This window comes from Endozoicomonas arenosclerae (assembly GCF_001562015.1).
In the GTDB taxonomy this organism is placed as follows: Bacteria; Pseudomonadota; Gammaproteobacteria; order Pseudomonadales; family Endozoicomonadaceae; genus Endozoicomonas_A; species Endozoicomonas_A arenosclerae.
The window spans coordinates 1-23,947 of sequence record NZ_LASA01000107.1 but is presented as its reverse complement, the minus strand read 5'-3'; the positions used below and the strand labels follow the sequence as shown (position 1 = coordinate 23,947).

The following is a 23,947-nucleotide window of genomic DNA, read 5'->3' as shown; positions in this document are numbered from 1 at the left end:
ATTTATAAAAGCCAGGTATCGAGGTTTGAAGAAGAATGACAATAAACTGTCTACTTTATTTGCCCTGGCGAATATTGTTCGACTGGATCAAATGATCCGGGCACAGGGTTAGTCCGCCCTGAAGTCACGAAAGTGGCTAAATATCATACAAATAAGGGGTTGAGACCTCTGATTTCAGTCCTACTTCGAACTCGATTCAAGAAGGGAAGTAAATTAGAGGTTATTCGCAGGTTCCCTAGTATCACTTTTACAGATATTAATGGTTCTTATTATTTGTTGTTGCTGATTTTCTTTATAAAGAGGCACATCGCCAAAGTGAGACCAGTAGCTGAAAAGGGAAGAGGCAGCTGCACTTTGCACAATCAAAAAAGACAGAAAAAAAAGAATACTCTTCATAGGCCATCCAGATTAACAGCTTTTAAAAGTCTGCTGGCTTTAAACTAAAAGAATCAATTAACGTTAATTCGCATTCAAAACAAACAAGCCGAGGGTAATAATCAAACCCTGACTACCAGGTCATACTAGCCTATATTGAGCTTATCTCTATAGACAACACTACCATCATAAAAATCAATAAAACAAATTTCCTATTTTCTTCAGCGCAGTTAGTTAACGAGCAAAAAGCTTTCTTCTAATAATTAGCTAACAGGTCAACGTCTTCTTATTAAAGTTAGTTAATATTCACTGGAGATAATATGGCCATCCGATTAGTTTATTTAAACCTGATTTATCTTGCTCTTGTTATACCTTTAGCTACCGCTTCAAGCACTATCTTTGATGGTACCGGAATAGATGAAAATGGCATGGCGCATATCACATTTGGTCAAGTCGTTTCAGGATCAAAAGAAACAAGACAGATCACTATTTGCCCCTCAATTGGCCAGACTCCCGTAACAGTATCAGGGCCCTTCTTTCTAACAGAAGACAGGCAGACCACCAATAATGGATGCACACAGCTGACCCTTGAGTTCACGCCCGGTGAAAACAGTTGTGATTACTGGCTGCATGAAGGTCTGCTGACCATTGCAGGAGGTACATCACAGGAATGGCAGACACAATTATCAGGGATAGGCGTGCGCCCCCCTGCCTGGCAAACCAAACAGGCCAGTTCGGGCTGGCGATACGGCGGCTCACTTCAACTGCCCGAAGCTCCGTACTCCTTATCGGCCACCCGCAATAATGAATACCTGGCTTGGGTCACCAGTGACGATGGCGATACCACCAACGGTTATCAGGAGTACAGTCTGACCGGTCAGGGCAACTTTGATTCACTCACCTGCGCCATTTCAACAGATCTCGACGTCATCGACGAACAAACACAAACTTTTTTAGAAGCTCGAGGCTGGCAGGAAGGTGACGGTCTGGGCCGTATCACTGCCATCAGTTCAGGAGATGACTTCTTTGTAGGAGTGCAGAAAAATGGTTATGTCCTGACTCACCAGCCCTCCAATTCGACCTGCAATTCGGCCGCTCCCGATAGCTCAGCCCAGGATGACTTTGCAGATCTGTTCAGACGGCAGGGGTTTGGGGGCAGTCCAAGAACCTGCAGCATTCCCTGTCTTGGCCCCAACGCCTTTGATTGCTCCAGTTCAGCGGAATGTCGTAGCAAGTGTTCTACCCGAACCTGTAACTTTGACTACCCCAGCAAGGGAGAAGACATTGCTGTTTCTGCTACTCAGAACTGTCTACTGGTGACAGACACCTTTAATAGTGAGCTCAATACCCTGGTGTTTCAAAAGAATGACTCATCCAGATTGGATAGAGAGCACTTCAGAGTCAAGGAAACTCTGGATTACACCGAAAAAGATCCGGAACTGCTGGATGTTAATAACAGTAATTTTTCAGTCACTATTAATAAACGATCCAGTACAGCCACTGTCTGTTCTGTTATGGAGGACATAGAAGAGAATATCTGCCAGCCGGCCGACTGCAATGAAATCTGTCATCCCTCTTTCCGCAATGCTTCCAGCGTGAAATTTCTGAACGATAGCAGCAGAGAGTTCCTGGTCACCGACTTACGTGAGCAGAGACTCTATCTCTTCAACCCTGCTGGAGAAGTCCTTGCAAGTTGGCCTGAAAGCCCTCAGGAAATGAACCTTTGCGGTTTGTCCCAAGTGATTCGTCATCCCAGCCGTAATGAGTTCGCCCTGTTATATACAGATTCCAATGCCATTGTTTTACTAGAGTGGAATGGTTCATCTTTTTCAGAGAAAACTCGTTTCACTGCCAATGAGTTTCCAGGCTTGAGCCAACCTGTCAGCGCCGTATTTATAGAAACAGACAACGAAGAGAGCAACCTTCATGTGGCCATGAGAGGAAGCCGACAAATAGCTCGACTGCAATTCACTCCTGTTACCGAAGCCTTTTACCGAACCCGGTTGCCCGCTAGCCTGACGCCCTCGGAACCTTTTATGCCAAACACTGCCAGTGGCAGCTGCTTGACGACGCCTCCATCTCTTATGTGCACTTTTGGCGACAGCAGTTTGAATAATGTCTGCCCGTCAGCTTTTTCTCTCTCTGCAGGGGCTATTGCTGGCATAGTCTCTGGAGGAGTGGCCATTATCCTTACTCCCGTAGTTTTTCTTACAGCAGCCTGCATACTGGTCAGTAGAAGCACCAGCAAAACCATTCAAACGGAAGGTATGGAAATGCAATCGAAGTAATAACAACGCTGACGAGTTTCAGTCCTCATCGTCCTGAATCATCAACCATTCCAGCGCCTGTTCCTTTTCATGCAGCGGGAAGGTTTTGGCTTCTACTCCGGGAAACAGCATGTCAGCCCACTCAACGGCATGAGTCAGCCATTTATTTTCGGTCACCACCGCCTTTTTGCTCACGGCTCTGACGTGGGGCAGACCAAACTTCAGATCTTCCCAGAGAGCTGCGAGAGAAATGCCTTCCCATTCTGCCAGCTCAACATAGACGGCAATTTTCTCATGCTTTTCAAACTTGGGCCTGATCGACTGAATCAGAGGCAAAATGTCATCTTTCTCGATTTTACCTTTAACCTCTATACCTACCAGGTAATCTGCAGGCATGGGTAACAGCTTGATCATAAGTCACTCCTTTTACCGTGCACATTGATTCCATATATCAATGGATAAAGGTATCACTGTCGCTTACTGCTGATACCTGCGCATGAGAACCAGCAAATAACTGCTGACAGCCAATGCAATCACTCCCAGCAGAACCTTCAGGGCTATCGGTGGAACCAGCCAGATTGAAATACTTATTCCTAACCATAACACTGCTAAAGCCCGATAGCCTATTTTGGGCGACAGTGCCCGATCATGAAGATACTCCCTCAACACCGGACCAAATTTAGGATGTCCAAGCAGCCACGCATTCAGCTTTGGCGAAGATCTGACACTCAGCCAGACCGCCATCAGTAAAAAGACCGTGGTGGGCATGAGCGGCAATACAGCACCAATGATACCTAAAAGAATGCAAAGCACCGCCAGCCCCTGGTACAGACTCCTCAGCAAAGGGTTTCTGACCAGTAAAGAGTTTTCCTCAGTTTCTACAGTCTCTGACATCAGGGATTCTTTACTCTTACTCAAACGTGGCTTCCTGAATACTCTTTACATAATCCAGCTCTGCCAGTTTTCTCAGAACTTCGTAATAATCCAGCTGGTTGGTATCCCCTATGGCCAGATACTCTCCCTTTTGACACTGGATTTTGCCCGGAGAATCCCGATACACCACCAGTGTTGGATCAATGACCATCACCTGGTCAACATACTCTATCTTGTCGGGTACACAGAACTCGTAGGACACGGCGGTCATGTTCTCACCACTCCCACGCAGGCCATCCTTGTTGAGCTCATTGAGATCAAAGTGGATTTTGGCCATATCCCCCACTTTCCAGCCCAAAGTGGAACAACCGCCCAGCAAAAGAGCCAGCAGGAGTAGGGCAGGGGCTTTTAACGACATAGGTAAAATCTTCCAAGATAACGTGCCTGACTATAGTAACTCTTTTTTTTGGCTCAGGGCGGTTAATCACACAAATGCAGCCAAATATTGGTTATCAGGCACTGTCACAGTGCACCCCCTCCCTAAAAAGGACCATAGTCTATGGCATTCGCCACTACGGCCCCAAAACTCGCCACTCCCAGTGTAAAAATAAAGAAGGGTGTGTAGAACCGAATCCAGCGGATGTAATCCACTCTGGCGGCAACCAGCGCAGCTATGAAGTAGCCACTGGTTGGAAAGAATATATTGGAAATCCCGTCAGCCACATTGGAAGACCACACCAGCACCTGCTGATTCATACCCACCAGTTCAGCAACCGGGCTTAACACCGGCAAAGTCACCAGCATTTGACCTGAACCAGCGGGTATCAGGAAATTCAGGGATGTCTGACTGATCACAACACCCACAGCCATGGCCCATTCAGGCAACTGACTGATAAGAGTAGCCAGATAAAAAACCAGAGTATCCATAGTGTTACCGGCCTCCAGCGTGACGGAAACGCCACGGGCCACACCACTGATAATGGCTCCGGGCAGCATTACCTTCATGGCATCATTAAAATCGGCACAAATCTGGTTGCCTGATCGACCCGCTATCAGTGAAGCAATAACCGCCATGGTCAGAAAAAGTCCCGAGATCGCATTAAAACCCAGACCAAAGATGATGATGGCAGCCACTATCCCTATAAACATCATCAAAGTGACAATACCTGCCAGCTTCAGTGAAGTGCTGTACTGATGGTCAGCCGGTGTCGTTTCTTCTGATAGCAGTTCCTGCCTTAATTTCTGATCATCAACATACATACTGCTGGAAGCAGGCGAGGCCTTCACACGTCTTGCATAACGCAAAATAAAAACAGTGGTACTGAACATGATAATGGCCCAAAACATCACACGGTATCCGGCGCCGGAAAACATTGGCAGACCCGTAATAAGATGACCAATACCCACCGTTGTAGGTGCTGTTATTCCAAAGGCAAAGCCCAATGTACAAGGCATAATGGCTGTTGCTGCAGCCGTCATGGAATCATAGCCCAGCCTTAACATAAGGGGCAGAATGATCGGTATGTAAGCCAGCGACAGTTCTGGCGTTCCAATAAAGGCCGCTATTGCACCAAAAACAAGCACCAGAATCGGAATCATGAGTTCAGTTCTAGAGCCAATCCTCTGCAGCAACAGATTAATACCCATGTCGACCACGCCAATGCGCTGGAGCACAATAACAGCACCACCAACCAACAGTGTCAGAACTACAACCGCAGCTGCACCTTCTATTCCGGCTGGAATGGCTTCAATAATGTCCATTGGACCAACAGGCGTCTGCTCTATCTGTTGATATGAGCCTGGAACAACGCTCTCCCGACCATTAGCCAACGTCTCTCTCTCATATTGGCCTGCCGGAATAAACCAGCTGAGCACGCCCACCAGAACAATAAAGAAGAGCAGGATGATATAGATATCAGGAAACTCGAATCGTTTTTTTTCCGGACTTCTCGACACGGCTAAAGTCGATGAATTCATAACAGTTACCTCTTGTTATTGTTCTTGCCAACACGGCGTCAGCTTTTTTTCTGACTTAAAGGTCAGCTTTTAAAGAGGTAAAGCAAAAAGTATGCACATTTGGCAGGGAACCTAAAATTTCACCCCATCAATGGATGCTCTGATTTCTATCTATACTCTTTTTTTCCTTGTATCAGTCGCCGACCAAATATGAGCTTACGTTTTATTTTTCGCCCCCTTCTGCTCGTACTGCTCTTTGTCACAAGCAGCAGTTTTTCTGCCTCTCTACCCAAGAGCTTCTATCTCAATGAAGCTTTTCAGCAGACCAGCAGTTACTTTGATCATATTCGTAATCATCGCCCTGCTCTTCAGGCATTTATGAATCAGTTGCCAAAGGGCGGCAACCTCCATCATCACCTTATGGGAGCCATTGAGCCCAAGGAAATCATTGATATTGCGATAGAGCGAAAGCTTTGCATTGATGCCAGCCAGCACTTCGCCGAGTGTGAAGGTTCTCTGCAGACGGTTAAGGAATATGTTGACCAGGAAGAAAACCGTGAAAGCCTGATCAAACAACTTAGAGTGCCTGATAGTTCAGACACCACCCAGGTTCGTAACTGGCACTTCTTCAATTACTTTCCCCTGGTTGCGGCCCTGTTTGATGGGGTAGATGCCGACTTTGTTTCATTCATTCGTGAAAAAGCAGCTGTTGACGGGCTTACCTACCTGGAATCGATGATTTACTGGAACGAAGCCACCGGGCCGGATCAATTATTTGCCCTGATCAACGATTTCCCAGCACCTGACCCGGACAGCACCAGCAGTCTGGAAGATTTCCGTGCCAAACTGGTTGCCCTGCCCGCTTTTCAAACCCAGCTACAGCTTGCAGCCAAAGAGGTCGCCAATGCCCTTAAGGTTTCTGACGACCATTTAAAGTGTGCAGCTAAACCTGCTCAGGCTGCCTGTTCAGTCACGGTCAGATTTCTTCACGAAATTCATCGGACCGATACCCTGCCCCGGGTTTATGCACAGATGATCTTTGCTTTTGAATTAGCTCAGCAAAGCCTCTCCAGCAATGACCCTCAGGTTCTGGGCATCAATATAGTCGGACCGGAAAACAACGAGACAGCGCTGAATGATTATCTCAGCCATATGAAGATGCTGAGCTTCCTGAAAAACAACAACAGTTATCCCCTGGTAAGTAATCATATCAGCCTCCATGCCGGGGAGCTGGTCAAGGCTACCGTTGAGGATTTTTACTATCGCACAACTTTGGCCAACGCCATCCAGATGGTACAACCCAATCGAATAGGCCACGGACTCAGCCTCATGGCGCAGGACTGCCTGAAATTGTCCAGTACTGGTAATGAAGAATACGCCAATTGCAGTGCAGAACTGCTGGACATCATGCTCAAGCAAGACATTGCTATAGAAATTCCTTTCACCAGCAATCAGAGACTGAATGGCATTGGCCCCAAAGAAAAGCACCCCTTCCCCGTCTATGCCGGTAACAAGATCGCCGTCACTCTGGCAACTGACGACCCTGGTATTCTGAAAGTAGACCTCACCAGTCAGTTCGTGGAAGCTGTCTATGGCTTCAGCCCTGATCAGACCACTAACAGCATTCTTTTATCCTTTGACCAGATTATTGAGTTCGCGCGTAACAGTCTGGAATTCAGCTTTCTTCCCGGTCAGAGTCTCTGGGTTAAGGGCGATCCCAGTGCGCGATATCAACAAAGAGTAACAGCCTGCCTTGATCTTGACTCAGAAGCCTGCAATAACTTTGTTAGCAGTAATACCAAGGCGAGACTCCAGCGAGACCATGAATTAAAGCTGGCCGAGTTCATCAGCAACGAAGATTTTCAACAGAAAATACTGTTGCAACAATACTCCAGACAGCTATGAAACTTGCAGAAAAAAAGACCCACTAAATGACAAAAGCATATTTCTCGAAGTCACTCATCAACGTTCTGGCATTGATCTGTTTCTGTCTTCTGATTCTGAACAGTCAGGTTTATGCCAGAGAGCATCTCAAAGTTATACCGGACAATTGCGCAGCGTCTTACCTGGGCAAACACTTTAGTGATGTGCTGCCCTGTTATCTGGAGAAGAAAGACAACCATTATCACTGGCAAAAAGAGTCAGTCACCGACGAAACCGTTGAATTGGATGGTAGAAAAGTAAAGGTAAAAGCTTATGCCCTTCAAATGCAGTCTCTTCGCTGGACAGTAGCCGAAGAGGACAAGGTTTCTGATCCGGTATGGCAGCATCGGATGATGATCTATGTCCCGGAAAAAATCAGTGCTGACAGTGCCTTGCTCTACATTAACGGCGGTACGATCCACCAACCTGACGGCTACGAGGTGAAGAACAAAGGGCCGAATGATGACTTGCTGTTTCCTCACATTGCAGCTCAGACCGAATCCGTTGTGGTGGATCTGAAAGATATCCCCAATCAGTTTCTGCAATTTGGCAATCAGCCTCCTCTGAAAGAAGACGCCTTGGTGGCTTACACCTGGAAAAAGTTCATAGAGAATCCACAGAAAAACTATAACTGGCCGCTGCGTTTACCCATGGTCAAGGCCAGTATCAGAGCTATGGATACGGCTCAGGCTTTCATGAAAAGTCAGAAGGTGAAAGTCGACCATTTTGTCCTGTCAGGTGGGTCAAAACGGGGCTGGACTGTCTGGCTGACAGCGGCCATGGATAACAGGGTATCAGCCATAGCACCTATGGTGATTGACGTTCTGAACCTGCAAGACAGCATGCGACACCACTACAACAGTTACAAACGCTGGGCACCGGCTGTGAAAGACTATTACTCACTTATGCCCACCATTGGGACAAAGCCCCTGACGCAACTGATGGAGGTGGTCGACCCCTACTCGTACCTGCCGCAACTGACCATGCCAAAGTACATCATTAATGCCACGGGCGATGACTTTTTTCTACCCGACTCCAGTCGTTTTTATTTTGACGACCTGAGAGGAGACAAATGGATTCGATTCCTGCCCGACCTTCGCCATTACATTGTTAAAATGGATCGATCTCTGGTGAGTGCAACGGTGGAGTCTTTTTACGGAGCCATAATCGAAGACCGGCCCATGCCCACTATCAACTGGGACGTTAGCGATGAAAAATTGAAGGTCATCTCCTCTCTGCCACCCAAAGCTATGAAACTCTGGAGTGCTGAGAACCCCGAGGCACGTGATTTCAGAACCAGTCCGGATAACCCCGCTGTGACTCGATTCAAGCCAGAGCCTCTGAGCTTTCATTGCAAGGACAGTTGCCGGGCAAATATCTCCCTGACAAAGCCGGAAAAAGGCTGGAACGCCAGTTTTGTCGAGCTGATCTATCCGAACCCTCCCTACCGGGATCTGTCGTTTACCACTCGTGTGTTTGTTACTCCGGATAAATACCCTGAATAGTTCTGAAGCACTCTCCAATTCTGAAGCAGGCCGGTTGTTCTTATGCTCTGGATAACAATCCGGCTTCAATTTTAAGAATTCACTGTACTGTCAGTATGCTATATATAAATGAGGATTTTTAATCACTAAAAAGATAATGAAGTCAAAGTTTGTATTGTTGTTATTGGCTTTCCTTAATTTCCATCTGCTGATACCACCAACAGAGGCAACACTCCTGGAAGAAAACAGAGCACTTTCAGCGATAGCTATTTACCTGCTGTCTTTGAGCTATGCCAATACAAGTTCTGACTGTCTCTTCACACTTTATCCTGAATATGATCTTGGCAAATTGGCCCTTCTTGCAGAACAAGGCTGTACTCTTATTCTCAGCGAAAATCCGTTATTACTGTACGTCTCTGAGTCCATTGATCTCGATTCATTCAGGATTAAAACGGTTGAGCCTCAAGATTCCCCTATCCTTTATTTGATCGTAAAGCCAGAAAGAAAAAGAGGAATTAGCATTAAATTCCCAGAGGAAAGGAAAGGTATTCAAACTCTGGTCGATCTTCGATTACTGGATCCCATGCAGGATCCATACAACCGTTCTGTTGTACTTCGTAGCTATTCTAATAGTCAGCCTGTTAACTCAATATCTACCGAATTCTCTTCCAACCCGAATGGGGATGGTGGAGATGATCCTGGATGGTCTTTCAAACTCTGGAAGTGGATGCAAAGGCATCTTTTCTCCTGCTGGTGCAGCACTTCAAAAGATACCTTTTACAATGACCCTGTTGACCCTCATTTAGAACTGGCCTCACCTGACCAGAAAGCTTCCCCCGTATTGTCGACCAGGTCCGAACTTTATAGTTTGGAAGGGACAAAAACCAAACTGGTCATACCAAAAAGCCTTCCTTTAAGGTCTCCTTCACCTTACTCAGACATTAGCATTCTGTCAGGCAATGCCGGTTGCTTTGGTTTCTGCAGTGCCCCTACCCACCCCACTTCCAGAACGACTCCTCTGAGAAAGAGTCTCTCTCTGGTGGGATTTGAATACCCTCCCTCTCCTTCTCCTACTGAACACTCTCACTTTGAACATTATCTTTTTCAGGCCCATGCTGTATCAGACTCTGTGAACTCTGGCTCCTTTTTGCAACTTGAAGTCTTGTCTCCCGAGGCTGCTCCCCAAGCTCCACCACCCTCACTAGCATTGGATGCCGTTGTACTTGCCGATCAAATGTATTCGCCTGCAGAGGAGGTGGTCACCCCACCTCACCATTCAGCACCTGAACCAGAGTGCAGTGAAGCTATCGATTTCTGTGAAGAAGTCTGGTCGGTAGATGAAAATTTACCGGATTGATGTCAGGGAGATTCCCAGTTGCTCAAGATATAGAAAACATTAACAATTCCATACTCTGGGATACTGAGAACCTGGTTACCCCCTTAGCCTGTTAAAAAACTTATAAAACCCGAACAGCGTCGCTAAACTCACCTTCAACGTTCAAGGTCAAAGTCACCGTTTCTCTGGAGCGGTTACGCCAGAACCAGCCGTGCTTACCGTCAAACTCAGCGGTTAAAGTCCCACTGTCTTTGGTGACCTTTCTGCCTTTGCCATAACCAAAATAACTGATCTCCTTGTTGTCGGCGTGGGTATCAAAGTTCACATGACCGGAATCTACCTGCCAGAGGTACTGGACCTGCTCATCCTTATTCATAGTCAGTTTGTACTCTATGGCCTGACCGGGTTTCAAAGTAAATGAAATGGACTCTTTCCGGAGTTCAGGCTGTTCAACAACAGCGGGCTCTGGCAACGGTTGAGGCTCAGCCTTAACTGTTTCCTGAACCACTACCTTTTCTACTACCGGCTGCGCTTCCTCTTCACTGGCTTCACTCGCAAGCTGCTCTTTAATCTCTCCCATTTCAGTTAAACCCATGGTTCGTCCAAGACCCGTTGGGTCCACGCCGTATTCAGCAGGCATGACAACCGTTACCAACAGGACAGCAGCCACAACTATGGCTAAGCCAGTGGATTTCAGAAGCTGGCGGTTGGTCGGTAATTCACTGGTATCAGGTTTGGGTGCGTTATACATAAGAATTCCTGTTTACTGAGTAGCTGAGATGAAATATCCGGCGAACTGATAACCGGTGAGCAAAAATCCCACCGTCATTAACAACACATTGGTGTTGTATGCCTGACGGTAAAAAGAGGCGGTTTTACGCCAGAAACCCATGAAAATCAGAATCGCCGACAATGCCAGTAACTGACCCAGCTCCACCCCGACATTGAACGCGATAAGGTTTGGCAATAACCCATCGGGATCCATATCAAATGCCTGAATCTTGGTGGCAAGACCGAAACCGTGGAATAAACCAAATACAAGAGTGGCCACTTTGGTATTGGGCTGAAACCCAAACCATCTTTGGTAAGCTCCCATGTTGTCCAGCGCTTTATAAACAACCGACAAGCCAATGATGGCGTCAATCAGATAGGCGTTGGCAGGAATATCAAAGAAGACACCCAGCAGTAACGTACTGGAGTGACCGATAGCAAACAGAGTGACATAAAGTCCGATATGCTTCAGACGGTAAAGGAAAAACACGACACCAAACAGAAACAGCAGGTGATCGTAACCGGTCACCATGTGCTTGGCCCCAAGATAGGTATAAGGAATCAGGTTCACCCCGGAGATTTCCTGGATATACCCCTGATCCCCCACCGTGACACCATGGGCAAGCAGGCTGCCTGATCCCAGCCCAAAAAAGCAGGCTATCGCCAGACACAGCCACCACCTGCCATTAAAAAAAGCAGTTCTCATAGGTTTTCTCTTTTTCAAACCAAAGGCTATCCGCAGCCTTTGCTGATGGATTTAAAACAGATTGAAAAGGCAATTACGCCAGAAATTGAGAACGGGTCGGTGGGGGTATGGGAGGTGCATACTGAAGGCTGGTCAGAGCCGGCTGATAAGCAGATGCATAAACATTATTCATTGCCTGCAGTTCAGGGCTGCTCTCGTAGAGAAGCGCCATCAGGCTGAAATGAGTGTGTTCGTAGCCGCCAGACTGGTCATAGCCAGTGTCAGCCAGATAATCAGCAGCGTCAGAGAAATGAGTGTGCATGCCATGATGCTCATGGTGCTCAACAGCATAAAGATGAGTATTGGCTGAAATGCCTGTACCCAACATGCTGAGAATAACCACCAGAACCACGATCCATTTCATGCTAAATCATTTTTTATTTGAAGCTGTCGCATCAGTCTACTCAGTTGACCATGGGCATGCAATTACCCTGGAAGCTGAAGAGCTGAGAGCCCAGCTAAAAGCCTGGAGGAAGGTAGCTGGTGAAGTCAGTGACGAAAGATGGTTTTCTGATACATTTTTAATGCTCTGGCAGCATCATGTGCAGAGATCCTTTGATTGCAGTCAGGTTCAAATACCTGATAAAAGAAATCAGCCAATGCAGGTATAAATCGAGCATCATCCCCTTTCAGAGACTCTTCCAGAAAGCTGTCTAAGTGACCATGAATTTGTTCTCGAAGCTGTTGCTGCTGCTCTTCACTCAACTGGATGTAGGGTAATTGATCGAACGGAAAAGAATGAAATTGATTGAGAAAAGCCCGGTCGGAGTCCAGCATTTTCTGTGGATCCAGCATGGTCAGTAACGTTAATCCTGATGCCCAAATGTCACTGGCAGGCAAGGGCGGTTCAAAGGTGGCATGAAATGGCTTAATCTCCCGAGTTCCGGCTACTCGCTCATTATCAGCCAGAACCACCCCATCTATTCCGCTTGAAGCAAATCCTGTTTTCGAAGTTGTCTCGCCAAAGTCAGCAACCCATAAAGTCTGGCCTTTCAATAGAAGGTTGGCAGGTTTAATGTCCTGATGCACCAGGTTTAGAGAACTCATGCAAGCTAAACCGGAAAAGAGATCCTGTCCCAGATCTGAAAGCTGGCTGAGACTCAAAGCCCCTTTGGATAATTGACGCTCCAGACTGTTATCAGCCTTCTCCAGAAAGATCAGCGGCTCCCCTGATGACGTTACTCCAGCCCCCATGAAAGGCACAATATTGATAAAGCCCGGATGATCTCTCGCATGTTGCTCAAGTCCGGTTAAAACACCGGCTTCCCGGATAATGCCGTTCGCATCAGAATAAATGGGTTTGCCATCATCAGGGTCGATAAAACAGTAGCTTCGCTTGGCAACAGCTTCCATCCCACTGATTTTGCATCCCACCACACAACCATTGGAACCCGACGCCAGACACACTGAAGATTGCTCGGCATCCTCCCGACAGGTCACTGGATTCCCGAGATCATCATCGCAATGAACACTCTTTGCGGTGTCCCTGAACTCGAGCTTAATGCCTGGAACAATGACTTTTACCTGAATGCCACAGTCGATATTTTTGCCAATAGTTTTCTGCCCTGAAGCCTGGCCTTCTTTATGCTGGTCAATATTTCGCTGTCGAAAGGACTTATTAATGTCTTTATTCGTGGTTCTGAGCCTCAGCCCTTCTTCCGTTTCAGCAAGCTCAGCCACAGAGACCCCTAGCTTCTGTGAAGAGGATTTCATTTTATCCCTGCTTTCCTCAGAGGGAATAAACAAGCTCTGTGACTTTCCGTCTCCTCTTATTTTACCCACCTGGAGTCTCCCTCTCCTGAAGTCAGCCTTTCCATCACATAGTACTATCGGCAAAGAAGCACGAAGAGAGAGCGTCCATATGGGCTTACCATCAGCTCAATCAAAGCCTGCCATACACCAGATAGCGAACAGGGTTATCAGGACATTGTTCCAGTCCACACTCAAAGAATATCGAGAAGATATTAGCTGCAATCAAAAAGACCAGAAGAACAAAGGCTATGTGGGAAAACATCCGGATTCTTGGGTCACGAGCCTCGGATACCTCATCTTTGTAAGCATGCAGCTCAAACTGCTTGGAATAGCCAATAACAATCGCGATGTAGATGATGGAAACAGAACACAAGATATAGACCCATGTGTACATATGCAGCCCAAGAAATGCAGAGCCATAACCTTGAGGGGTTGTCACATGCAGCGCGATTTGTCTTAAAGCAATAAAACTCGTCAACGTCGCAGCTAGCAAAGACAAACTGTAATGACTGGGACGAACATGGTACCTCATGTTCAACAGGAACCCTGAAGCAATGGCCAATATACCCTGCCGCTGTAGTATACAGAGCGGACAAGGCAGCTCGTGCATCACAAACTGAAACCAGAATGCAGCTGTCAGCAGAAGACAAACAGCCAGCACTTCCAGACCACTGGCACACTTCACAAAATTATTAATCTTTCTGCGCTCACTCATCACCCGCCCCTCCCTACAGATAGATTTGCAGGTGATCAGTAATATGATGCAGAAAAACCAGCGCAATCAGAGCGAGTGAAATGCTGAAACAAGCCACTCCCCACCGGCGATTGAACCAGGCGACAATGACCGCAAGCAGTATGAAGATAAAAGACAGCAAAGCATAAGGCATTTTCGGAGTTCCTCGCTTCAGGGCCAGCTTGAGTGAGGATAGCTTTCTGTGGAGACTTCGTCTTAAGACGGACTTCAGGATACTGGATTATTGTAGGGCTGGTAATGGCTCGGGATTACAGGGAAATGCTGTAGATATCCCGAGGCATGCAGTTAGAAAAGGCGTCAATCAGACTACTGTAAGCTCGGACCATTTGAATTTTTTTATTTCCAATATCGAGGAGCTTCCTCTGGTAGTCCTTCCCAGCTCTTGATCTGGTTGATTATATCTATATCCAAATTGTCATACTCTTCACTGTCTATATCAAGCGACTTATACCACGAAAAATCTTCATCAAATTTAAAGTTCACCTCAAAATCACCTTCGGAAGTAACTTCAAAACGAGCTTTATTCCATGGACTTTCCTTGCTACTGCCTTTCATCAAATTATATAAATCATAGAAAGCATCAGAAACTTTGGAGTCGTAAGGCTGTCCATCTCGTTTATTTACACTATAATTTTTTACATCACCTGACGAGCTTATGAATTGCTGTACAAAACTAATTGAACTTCCAGGCTTTTCCATAACAGCAACAAGCCAAGCTCGCGACCATTCATCCGAAATCGCCTCAAACATAGACTGACCGATATGATTGTAAATATCATCAATGTTATCAAACATACTAACCTCAGTTCCTAAATTCTCTTTCAGTGATTGGACCATTATCCACTGAATAATTACTATACATAATTTCTGGAGTACCTGTTCCTTCTTGATACTTTACAAGTATTTCTACTTCAACCTCTCTTCCTTTGTCTAACTCTTTAGCCCACTCCTTTTCCATCTGCCGCCACTCCCCATGACGGTTTTGGTTCTTGAGCTGTGGAACCAGGTTAACCTTCTCAGCAGGTCCTTGGAAAAGAGTACCAATCAGATGACCACCATCATAGTCAGGATCATCTCCACCATACTTACTTTGTGTTGTGGTATTCCTATGAAGCTTATCTCTTTCCTTTTGAGCTGTGATGGCTGATTTCTTCAGTTTTCCTGTGACCTTGACTGTACGGCCCTGACTATCAGTTTCATACGTGTAAGTAGCAGGGACACCATCATGATATGAAGTTACTTTGTAAACAGTGTTCGGTTCCGGGTTCTCAAGCTGCTCGTGCCATGTTCCCTTCACCCCTCTCTTGCCCGAAGACTTACCTGCATCTAACTCAACTACTTTCTTTTCAGTCGATAGAGTCTGCGTTTGTTTAGAGGAATCACTCTTTTTGGCAAACGATAATTTGCCTTTGTTAGGCTCACTTGATGATGATTGCTTACTATCCCCCTTCGGCGGCTCAGAAGCCACCGGAGCAGGCCGATCATCCGCAGGCAAATCTTTCGTCATATCCCCAGATAAACGACTGCGCATTGGCTTTTTAGGGGATTGCTTGTGGACAGTTTTCTTGAGTCGAGCCAGATCCCTGAAGAGATCACCCAGTTGACCCATTTGCCTGACCAGTCTGCCTTTGCTGGCCACATTTGCGACAGCACCTGCTCCGGCTGTTGTCAGAATCAGCAGGATGGTGAGCAATACTTCAAAGGCTGCTCCCCCAACAAACTCACTGGCTTCCAATGGGTGCTGGGCTTTGTAGTAGTCTTTTGAGAATTGAACCAGCAGGAAATGACATTTCTCATCATCCCAGATGATCTGGGCTATCTCCCAGGCCTGCTTGAAGTCATCAATATTGATCTTTTGTGGATCAAAACCCAGAGCCTCTACCAGCTCCTTATATTCGCCTTCCCTATAGTTCTGCTCGGATTTCTCTATCCAGTCAAAGACTGAGCCATCATAGGGAGTATCGTGATAAGCAATAACCTTCCGGATCAATTTAAAGGGCGGAGCCACAACTTCGACAACGTCCTTCACCCAGATCAGAAAAGATATGCCCGCGTCCGCTAAACCTTTACCAAAGCTTCCGGCATGAGCCGCTTTCTGCTCAGCTGAACTCATTGCCTGGTATTTCTTGTCGATCACCGCAGCTTCTGCTTTTTCACTGGCAATGATTTGGTTCAGTTTCAGCTTGATCTGGTCATAAAGCTTTTCGATTTTCTCAAGATTTCGTCTCTGGTCTTTATGAGTGACAAAAACCTTCAGATCACCATTGGCAATGGCATTTTGCAGAAGCATACCGCCTGGTTTCTGATGGTAGGATTTTTCTGAGAGGTAATCTTTCAGCTGGTTTTGAATTGCATGGCTGTCCTTCAGGCCAGACATAAAGTCCCAGGCTTCGTGCCCGGTACTAAACTCAAGCTTTTCAAAGCTGAAATGGGAGTGCTGATCAGTGAGAACGAACTGGTCTCCCTGAATACTCGATATTTGTAAGTGAACGCTATTCCGTGCAGACACGCCAAACTCCTCTGGCGACTTCTTTCCTAAATTGTTGATTTCACCCTCGTTATTAGAATTGTTATTTCAAGAGCGTCGTTTTTTTGTTGTCAGGATAGTAGCGTCTTTTGGATTGACGTTCCAGATATAAACGGCTGTTTGAAGCTATGGGATGACAGCCAGCTCAAAGGCTGGCTGTCCAGGGGAGGGAATCAGGCAAAGGGGCTGATGCCCACTTTTTTACGAATGTCCTGCAGGAAAGGAGCCGCTTCAGCACGAGCTTTTTCAGCACCTTTTCTCAGTTCAGCTTCGATGAAGGCCGGGTCAGCCATCAGTGCGTTGTAACGTTCGCGAGGCTCAGTGAGAACATTGTTGATGTACTCAAAGAGTTCATTTTTCAGGTCACCCCAACCTGCACCTTCTTGGTACTGCTTACGCTTGGCAGCTACTTCGTCTTCATTGGCAAAAGCCGAGAAGATCTGAAACAGGGTGCAGGTTTCCGGATCTTTTGGTTCACCGGGCTCCAGAGAGTTGGTTTTGATCTTGCGGATCAGTTTGAGCAGTTTTTTCTCAGGGACAAACAGTGGAATCGTGTTGTCGTAGCTCTTGCTCATCTTGCGACCGTCAAGACCATTCAGCACGGCAGTGTTCTCACCCACTACAGCTTCTGGCAGGACAAACTTAGTCTTGTAGTGGTGGTTCATTCGACCAGCAATATCACGAGCCATTTCCAGATGCTGAACCTGATCGCGACCCACGGGTACACGGTTGGCGTTAAACATCAGAATGTCTGCCGCCATCAGAATCGGGTAGTTGAACAGCCCCATCAGGACACCTTTGTCCAGGTCAGACTCTCCGGCTTCCTGGTTGGCCTGAGTTGACGCTTTGTAGGCATGAGCTCGGTTCATCAGACCTTTGGCGGTCATACAGCCCACAATCCAGTTCAGCTCCATGATTTGGGGAATGTCGGACTGACGATAAAAGGTGACACGATCGGTATCCAGACCCAGAGCCAGCCAGGTAGCTGCAATTTCCAGCCCGGACTGGTGAATGCGCTTGGGATCACGACCCTTGATCAGGGCATGATAGTCCGCCAGAAACAGATAGGACTGGATGTTTTCGTCACGGCTCTCTTCAATCGCAGGTCGGATAGCACCCACATAGTTGCCCAGGTGCGGCGTACCTGTGGTGGTGATACCGGTTAATACTTTGGTCTTTGTCATGGGGTCACTCATGGGCCTCATGAAGTGGCAATGGGCACTTCACTGAAAACTGGAAGGCGGCATTATAGAAGAGGCAAGGCAGGTAGCTCAACCGCAGGCGGAGACTGAGCCATAAAGATTGGGGGAAAGGTCAAAGTGCGGGGGAAACCCGCACTCCAGGAGTCTATCGGGTAGCGGCGTCATGCAGAGTCTTGTACAGGAATGTTTTGGTTTCATCACCTGCTTTGATATTGACCACTTGAGTGTTGGCAATATCGAACTTAACCCGGCCATATTCATTGGTTGTACCTGAAGCCAAAACCTTCCCTGCGGTATTGGTCACTTCTACCGGGGTATTAGCATCGGTAATCACGGAAAGTTGATTACCACCCCAAGCGCCAACACCCGCAAATGAGGCAGAAGCAAACAGGGCTGAGAGAGCAAATGTGGCCAGTTTTTTCATGAGAGGAACTCCTTGTTCAATTAGGCTGTGCTTTAGTCACAGCCCTAGAGTCTCGCTTTACAGAGCCATCTTCAAACGGGTTTACACCTCTCTACTCTCTGACAATAAAAACTTAGAACCGTCTTACTTCTGCTAGAGATCTACATTACAGACTACTGACACACATTATCCATTTTGTTTACTAAATGATCAGAAACGAAGAAAAACAATCATGCAGCCATCAAAAGCTTGATGACTGCATGCCTTTATTAACCCGCCAGATGCTCTGCATGAAAACGCAGATGATCCTCTATAAAGCTGGCAATAAAGTAGTAGCTATGGTCGTAGCCTGACTGCATTCTTAACGACAGTGGATAACCACTTTCGGCAGAGGCCTGCAGCAATGACTCCGGCTTCAACTGTTCTGTCAGGAAGCCATCAGCATCGCCCTGATCCACCAGAATGGGCAGGGGATTGCTGGCATCCGACTGCTTTAGCAACTCCACCGAGTCATAGGCTTTCCAAGCTGACTGATCATCGCCCAGGTATGCACCAAATGCCTTGTGACCCCAGGAGCAATCCGTTGGATGGCTGATCGGACAAAAAGCCGACACAGAAGAGAATCGTTCAGGATTACGCAGGGCAATCACCATAGCGCCATGTCCGCCCATGGAGTGCCCGCTGATGGAACGTTTTTCCGAAACTGGAAAATGTTTTTCAATCAGTCCCGGTAACTCTTCCACCACATAATCATACATTCTGTAGTGCTGATTCCAGGGGGCCTGGGTGGCATTGACATAAAAGCCTGCACCCAGCCCTAAATCGTATTGCCCTTCGGGATCATCGGGTACACCTTCCCCTCTTGGGCTGGTATCAGGAGCAACAATAGCCACTCCCAGATCAGAAGCCAGACGCATGGCACCGGCTTTCTGCATAAAGTTTTCGTCAGTGCAGGTCAGCCCAGACAACCAATACAGCACCGGAACGTCTTCACCGTTGTCCACATGGGGCGGAAGATAGACCGCAAACCGCATTTCGCAACCGAGGACTTCAGACCAGTGTGAATATTGACGGTGCCAGCCATCAAAGCACTTTTGCTCACTGACCTTTTTCAGGGTCAGGTTATGGATGTTATTGGTCATAATGAATTACAGAGCGGATACTTCTGCCCTCATGCATCAGATCAAAAGCACGATTAATGTCGTTCAGTCCCATGGTGTGAGTGATGAAATCATTCAGTTTGAACTCACCGGCCAGATACTGTTCAACAATGCCTGGCAGTTCAGAACGGCCTTTAACGCCACCAAACGCAGTACCACGCCATACCCGGCCTGTTACCAGCTGGAATGGACGGGTCGAGATCTCCTGACCGGCACCGGCAACACCAATGATGACAGATTCACCCCAACCCTTGTGGCAGCATTCCAGCGCAGAGCGCATTACATCCACATTACCAATACATTCAAAGGAGAAATCCACGCCGCCATCGGTCATTTCAACAATCACTTCCTGAATTGGCTTGTCGAAATCCTTTGGATTGATGCAATCGGTAGCGCCCAGCTGTTTAGCCAGATCAAACTTGGAAGTATTGATATCAATGGCAATAATTCGACTGGCTTTAGCCATTACTGCACCAATCACAGCGGATAAACCAATGCCGCCCAGACCGAAAATAGCGACGGTATCGCCTTCCTGAACCTTGGCAGTATTCATCACTGCGCCCATTCCAGTCGTTACCCCACAGCCCAGCAGGCAGACTTCTTCCAGAGGTGCTTCAGGATTGACCTTGGCCAGGGAAATTTCAGGCAGAACGGTGTATTCAGAAAAGGTAGAGGTTCCCATGTAATGATAAATGGGCTCGCCATCTTTGTAGAAACGGGTCGTACCGTCAGGCATCAAACCTTTACCCTGGGTTTCCCGGATCTTTTGGCAAAGGTTCGTTTTTCCAGAGGTGCAGAACTTACACTCACCGCATTCCGGAGTGTAGAGTGGAATGACATGGTCGCCTACTGAAACACTGGTGACACCTTCACCCACAGCTTCAACAATACCGCCACCTTCATGACCCAGAATGGCTGGAAATACGCCTTCAGGGTCTTCTCCGGAAAGGGTAAAGGCATCGGTATGACAGACACCTGTAGCTACAATTCTGACCAGCACTTCACCTTTCTGAGGAGGCATGACATCCACTTCCTCAATGGTCAGTGGTTTTCCTGGTCCCCAGGCAACAGCGGCTCTGGACTTGATCATCTTGTCAGTCATCAGGACTCTCTCGGTTCGTTCGAGTAGTTGTAGCCCACATCTTATACACTTCTGGAAAAAATGTATCAGCAGACTCTTCAGAAATAGAAAATCCCGGCACCGGGCCGGGATTTCTTGCTACTCAAACCACTGGAGCATTACTGCTTGGGAGAGTGACCCAGTCCTTCATGGGTGGCATTCAGAATGTCACCGTTATCGGCATCAATTTCCCAGGAGAAAGTACCCGCCAGCCCATTCTGACGAACATACTGTGCTTTCACCTTGGCTGACTTGCCATTCTCATAAGTGATGAGTTCACCGGTGCTGGGCTTCCAGACATAAGGAGCCTGAGCTTTTTCATCGTAACCGGCTGTCCAGCCATTCACACCTCTGCCGTTGGCATCACCCCCGAGCATTTCGCTCACTACCCGGAAGTAATCTACGACACCGGCTTCCCAGTGACCGTTACCACTGGTCATGGTGATGGCACCATTACCGGTACCTGTGAATGGATTGTTGCCAGAAACTCCTGAAACACCTTTCCAGCCACGGCCGTACATAGCAACACCCAGTACCAGTTTGTTGGCAGGAACGCCTGCAGCAACCAGGTTGTTCACCGTTTCATCACCGCTGAAGCCATCATGGATGGCATTGTCGCCCGGATAGAGACCGGCCTGATGACCCAGCTGACCATTCCAGGCTCCGTAGTAGTCATAAGTCATGGCAAAGATGTAATCCATGTACTGACTGGCCTGGTTGTAGTTCACAGCATTGATCTTGGCAGGTGCAGCACCGACAGCACTGGTGATTTCATAAGTACGACCGGTCTCAGCACTCAGGGCATCGAAAGCCGTTCTCAATTCTTTCATCAGGGCTACATAGGTTGCACCGTCAGTATCTTTACCCAGTGAACCGTTAGCACCGCCACCGCCAGGGTATTCCCAGTCGATATCCACACCGTCAAAGAAGGTGTAGGTTTTCAGGAACTCAACAACGGAATCTACAAAGACCTTACGGTTAGCCGTGTTATCCAGGTAGTAGAAAGGATCGGAAAGGGTCCAGCCACCTACGGAAGGAAGAATGATCAGATCAGGATTAGCCAGCTTGATTCTGCGCAGCTGGTTGAAGATACCCCGGTAGTCCTGGTCATACACATCACCGGTATAATTCTTTTCCAGTGCCGCAAACTTGTCGTGAACAGTGACCTCAAAATCCTGTTTACCCTGACAGGACTGTTGAAGGGCACTGTAACCATTAGCATTGGCCTGCTGAAGACTGTCGTTTGGTCCACAAATGGGCACAAACCCATACAGCAGGTGAGTCAGATTGGAAGCCGGAATCTGGGCAGGCTGGTAGTCTCTGCCATAGATACCCCACTCAACAAAGTAAGCACCCACTACGGAGTTAGTTGAGTTGGTATAAGGCTTATGCTTTCTCAAGCCGGCAGAACTGTAGTCTGTTGGCAAAGGTGTATCGCCACTGCCGACATTACCACCCCCTCCGCCACCGGAGCCGCCACCCACATTGATGGTTTTCTTGTCACTGCCGGTTGAGCCACCGGCATTGGTCAGGATGACCTGCAGCTCATAGTTACCTGCTGTGAAGTTCACGGTACATTTGCCATTCTGGGCGCTGTTACCATTAGCAGTCAGAGTCCCTTCGCACACTTCGTTGCCATTTGACTCCAGAGTCCAGCTGGTACCGTTGCTGCCCCACCACATATCCCATTTAACTTCCACATCACCTGTATCCTGACTGGCATCCAACCAGGCAATTACGGGCTTTGCAGGTGCTGATACATCAGGGTCAGGTGTTGGATCGGGATCCGGGGTAGGATCTGGATCAGGCGTTGGATCTGGATCAGGCGTTGGATCTGGATCAGGCGTTGGATCAGGGTCTGGAGTAGGGGTCGGATCGGGATCAGGAGTGGGATCCGGGTCCGGTGTTGGGTCGGGATCCGGAGTGGGTGTAGTACCACCGGTTACTGCAATTTTTTTAACGTCACTTGTCGTGGAACCGGTATCATTTGAGAGAATAACTTGAAGGTCATAGTTGCCTGCGTCCGGTGAAATATTGCAGGAGGCCTTCTGTGCAGCCTTGCTGGGATTTGCCACCAGTGAGCCTGAACAGACTTGAGTATTGTTGGCGTTCAATACCCATGCGGTGCCATTCTCTCCCCACCACATGTCCCAATGAACCTTGATGGACGTTCCTGCAGCATGCCCTGCAGGCATCCAGGCAATAACCGGCTTAGCCGGAGCAGCCAGGGCTAAAGATGCACTTCCTGATAACAGCAGACCTGTGAGAAGTCTGCCCGAATAGGACATTCTCATGATGTGTCGTACCTCGTTATTGTTGGTTTTATTCACCCGGTACCACACCGTCAGCCCTGACAGAACGGGTGTTTACTGAATTCTCAAACAGAAACTTTACGTTAGCATGAAATCGCTTTCATTTATCAAGTGTACAGGAGGGTTGATTGTAAAATTGCGACACTGATCAATATCCAAACAATCCAAAAGAGAACTGTTTCCTGAATTCAAGAAGACATCTCCCCGACATCCCGGGTGTGAATCCCAATCAATCCATGTATGTTTAAAAGATGTGAACTCTGCACAGGTCAAATCACTATGCCAATGCTGCGCATTCGATACTGGTTTCTTTTCCTGACGTTGTTCTCTTCCTCTTCGTTCGCCACGATTACCCATCTAAGAATCGGAGCACCCGAAGATTTTGCCTGTGCCCACCAGGCTTTTTTTGCTGAGCTTTCCAGACAACATCAGTACCGGGTTGAGGTAAAAATCCTTCCATTTAAAGACGTGGTTGAAGCACTCAATGCTAACAAAATTCATGTTTCAGCCCACGGCATAACCAGCATCAATGTATTTGCCCCAGGTAACGAGGCAGTTCCTTCAAAGCCCTATAAAGAAGATCAGGTCTATTGGGTGAGCAAGAAAAAAAAGCGGTTGCTTGACAACATTAACCAGTTGCTGGAAAAGGTAGGGAATCCTTATCGCTATTATCAGGATAATGGAACCTGTGAAGCCTGATTCAACTTTCCTGATTGAACCGTATTAGGACTTGTCTGAAAACTTCCTTGTTGAAGCCCTCTCAAAACCCGTTCGGGCTGAGGCTCTATGTTTCTTGTCAACCTGCTTTTAGTAATTACATAAGAAATTAGAGCCTCATCGGTGAGAAACTCTCCACTGCAAGAGCCTTAGGTCTTTAATCAGACAGCATAGCTTTTTGCATAATGGGGGAATGATATTGAGCCATATCGAATGTCTTTTGGCTACGCCATACGCTGAATGCTATACGTATCAGCTTGCGCATCACGG

22 protein-coding genes and 1 pseudogene are annotated in these 23,947 nt (G+C 47.5%); 6 read left to right on the top strand and 17 right to left on the bottom strand.

The annotated features are described in order from the left end of the window. Both WG89_RS32190 and WG89_RS17125 read left to right on the top strand, forming a co-directional pair. Positions 1-112: pseudogene (locus WG89_RS32190) on the top strand (IS5/IS1182 family transposase); the annotation flags it as partial. A gap of 583 nt (positions 113-695) precedes the next feature. After that, positions 696-2,663: a hypothetical protein gene (locus WG89_RS17125; RefSeq protein WP_062268338.1), complete on the top strand. Its 1,968-nt coding sequence runs from the start codon at positions 696-698 to the stop codon at positions 2,661-2,663. 18 nt (positions 2,664-2,681) lie between these two features. Here WG89_RS17125 and WG89_RS17120 read toward each other — a convergent pair whose 3' ends face one another. From WG89_RS17120 to WG89_RS17105, 4 genes are all read right to left on the bottom strand, one after another. Continuing rightward, positions 2,682-3,056: a SpoIIAA family protein gene (locus tag WG89_RS17120; protein WP_062268336.1), complete on the bottom strand. Its 375-nt coding sequence runs from the start codon at positions 3,054-3,056 to the stop codon at positions 2,682-2,684. A 63-nt stretch (positions 3,057-3,119) separates the two neighbouring features. Then, complete coding sequence (locus tag WG89_RS17115; RefSeq protein ID WP_062268334.1) at positions 3,120-3,560, bottom strand: YbaN family protein; 441 nt, start codon at positions 3,558-3,560, stop codon at positions 3,120-3,122. Further along, positions 3,553-3,933 (bottom strand): hypothetical protein, encoded by a 381-nt coding sequence (locus WG89_RS17110; RefSeq protein ID WP_062268332.1) that lies wholly within the window; start codon positions 3,931-3,933, stop codon positions 3,553-3,555. Before WG89_RS17110 ends, WG89_RS17115 begins: the two co-directional genes overlap by 8 nt. 122 nt (positions 3,934-4,055) lie before the next feature. Further along, a complete protein-coding gene (locus tag WG89_RS17105) occupies positions 4,056-5,492 on the bottom strand; it encodes a YfcC family protein (RefSeq protein WP_062268331.1) in 1,437 nt (478 codons plus the stop codon). Positions 5,493-5,681: 189 nt separating this feature from the next. Here WG89_RS17105 and WG89_RS17100 point away from each other — a divergent pair, with 189 nt between their 5' ends. The 3 genes from WG89_RS17100 to WG89_RS17090 all read left to right on the top strand — a co-directional run bounded on the left by WG89_RS17100 (position 5,682) and on the right by WG89_RS17090 (position 10,235). After that, positions 5,682-7,376 (top strand): amidohydrolase family protein, encoded by a 1,695-nt coding sequence (locus WG89_RS17100; RefSeq protein ID WP_062268329.1) that lies wholly within the window; start codon positions 5,682-5,684, stop codon positions 7,374-7,376. A gap of 26 nt (positions 7,377-7,402) precedes the next feature. After that, positions 7,403-8,899, top strand: a complete 1,497-nt coding sequence (locus WG89_RS17095) for a PhoPQ-activated pathogenicity-related family protein (RefSeq protein WP_062268327.1) — start codon at positions 7,403-7,405, stop codon at positions 8,897-8,899. 136 nt (positions 8,900-9,035) lie between these two features. Continuing rightward, entirely contained in the window at positions 9,036-10,235 is a 1,200-nt protein-coding gene (locus WG89_RS17090) for a hypothetical protein (RefSeq protein WP_062268325.1), read from the top strand. 100 nt (positions 10,236-10,335) lie between these two features. Here WG89_RS17090 and WG89_RS17085 read toward each other — a convergent pair whose 3' ends face one another. The 13 genes from WG89_RS17085 to WG89_RS17030 all read right to left on the bottom strand — a co-directional run bounded on the left by WG89_RS17085 (position 10,336) and on the right by WG89_RS17030 (position 22,978). Further along, on the bottom strand, positions 10,336-10,965 hold the full coding sequence (locus tag WG89_RS17085) for a hypothetical protein (RefSeq protein WP_062268323.1): 630 nt from the start codon (positions 10,963-10,965) through the stop codon (positions 10,336-10,338). A gap of 12 nt (positions 10,966-10,977) precedes the next feature. Beyond that, a complete protein-coding gene (locus WG89_RS17080; protein ID WP_079253886.1) occupies positions 10,978-11,691 on the bottom strand; it encodes a HupE/UreJ family protein in 714 nt (237 codons plus the stop codon). 73 nt (positions 11,692-11,764) lie between these two features. Next, a complete protein-coding gene (locus WG89_RS17075) occupies positions 11,765-12,094 on the bottom strand; it encodes a hypothetical protein (protein ID WP_062268321.1) in 330 nt (109 codons plus the stop codon). Positions 12,095-12,219: 125 nt separating this feature from the next. Then, a complete protein-coding gene (locus WG89_RS17070; RefSeq protein WP_153301649.1) occupies positions 12,220-13,443 on the bottom strand; it encodes a protein kinase domain-containing protein in 1,224 nt (407 codons plus the stop codon). Positions 13,444-13,612: 169 nt separating this feature from the next. Further along, positions 13,613-14,197, bottom strand: a complete 585-nt coding sequence (locus WG89_RS17065) for a disulfide bond formation protein B (RefSeq protein ID WP_062268318.1) — start codon at positions 14,195-14,197, stop codon at positions 13,613-13,615. A 13-nt stretch (positions 14,198-14,210) separates the two neighbouring features. After that, positions 14,211-14,369, bottom strand: a complete 159-nt coding sequence (locus tag WG89_RS31235; RefSeq protein ID WP_172806838.1) for a DUF5993 family protein — start codon at positions 14,367-14,369, stop codon at positions 14,211-14,213. A gap of 203 nt (positions 14,370-14,572) precedes the next feature. Further along, entirely contained in the window at positions 14,573-15,031 is a 459-nt protein-coding gene (locus WG89_RS17060; protein WP_062268316.1) for an immunity protein YezG family protein, read from the bottom strand. Between the two features lie 7 nt (positions 15,032-15,038). Continuing rightward, positions 15,039-16,745 (bottom strand): DNA/RNA non-specific endonuclease, encoded by a 1,707-nt coding sequence (locus WG89_RS17055; RefSeq protein ID WP_153301648.1) that lies wholly within the window; start codon positions 16,743-16,745, stop codon positions 15,039-15,041. Positions 16,746-16,936: 191 nt separating this feature from the next. Then, positions 16,937-17,947: a tryptophan--tRNA ligase gene (locus tag WG89_RS17050; RefSeq protein WP_062268344.1), complete on the bottom strand. Its 1,011-nt coding sequence runs from the start codon at positions 17,945-17,947 to the stop codon at positions 16,937-16,939. A gap of 163 nt (positions 17,948-18,110) precedes the next feature. Continuing rightward, positions 18,111-18,389: a hypothetical protein gene (locus WG89_RS17045; RefSeq protein ID WP_062268312.1), complete on the bottom strand. Its 279-nt coding sequence runs from the start codon at positions 18,387-18,389 to the stop codon at positions 18,111-18,113. Positions 18,390-18,637: 248 nt separating this feature from the next. Continuing rightward, a complete protein-coding gene (gene fghA / locus WG89_RS17040) occupies positions 18,638-19,510 on the bottom strand; it encodes an S-formylglutathione hydrolase (protein ID WP_281177708.1) in 873 nt (290 codons plus the stop codon). After that, a complete protein-coding gene (locus tag WG89_RS17035; protein WP_062268310.1) occupies positions 19,500-20,630 on the bottom strand; it encodes an S-(hydroxymethyl)glutathione dehydrogenase/class III alcohol dehydrogenase in 1,131 nt (376 codons plus the stop codon). Before WG89_RS17035 ends, fghA begins: the two co-directional genes overlap by 11 nt. Positions 20,631-20,767: 137 nt before the next feature. Next, on the bottom strand, positions 20,768-22,978 hold the full coding sequence (locus WG89_RS17030) for a glycosyl hydrolase family 18 protein (protein ID WP_216638509.1): 2,211 nt from the start codon (positions 22,976-22,978) through the stop codon (positions 20,768-20,770). A gap of 261 nt (positions 22,979-23,239) precedes the next feature. Between WG89_RS17030 and WG89_RS17025 the strand changes: the two genes are divergently transcribed. Continuing rightward, positions 23,240-23,659: a transglycosylase SLT domain-containing protein gene (locus tag WG89_RS17025; protein ID WP_062268305.1), complete on the top strand. Its 420-nt coding sequence runs from the start codon at positions 23,240-23,242 to the stop codon at positions 23,657-23,659. Positions 23,660-23,947: the final 288 nt, after the last annotated feature.